We start from the raw sequence: 550 nt of genomic DNA on the forward strand, positions 1-550 counted from the left end.
TTGGGACTAAGTCGTAACAAGGTAGCCGTACCGGAAGGTGCGGCTGGATCACCTCCTTTCTAAGGAGCATCAGTGCCCGTTGCATCACCGCGTGTGTGGTGGCGGGTTGCTCATGGGTGGAACATCAAGGAATGGTGCCAGTGGTGGTGCCGGCTGGACGTGAGTACGCCCTTCGGGGGTTGGAATGCGTGTGGTTGGTGGCTGCGTGCTGGTGTTGGCACACTGTTGGGTCCTGGAACAGCAGGCGCCCTGCATCTCTTTGGGGTGTGGGGTTTTGTTGTTTCTTCTCCCTTGTGAAGCGTTGCCCTGGTTGGGGTGCGTGGAGTGGGGTGAGGGCTGTTGTTTGAGAACTGTATAGTGGACGCGAGCATCTTATTTTTGTCATTACTGCGTGTGGTCATCCCCCTGGGTGGCTGCGTTGGACGTGGTGGTGACGCCGAGAATGACATCTTAGTTAGATAATTGCTCATTTGAGGACTTTCATGTGTGTGAAAGTTTCTAAGGGCGCATGGTGGATGCCTTGGCAACAGGAGCCGATGAAGGACGTGGG

At 55.6% G+C, this 550-nt stretch carries 1 rRNA gene; it reads left to right on the forward strand.

The features are described 5' to 3' along the window. Window positions 1-59, forward strand: a 16S ribosomal RNA gene (locus tag MA879_RS12755); the annotation flags it as partial. Window positions 60-550 lie beyond the last annotated feature (491 nt).

The sequence above is a fragment of the Micrococcus lacusdianchii genome, assembly GCF_023155805.1.
Lineage (GTDB): Bacteria > Actinomycetota > Actinomycetes > Actinomycetales > Micrococcaceae > Micrococcus > Micrococcus lacusdianchii.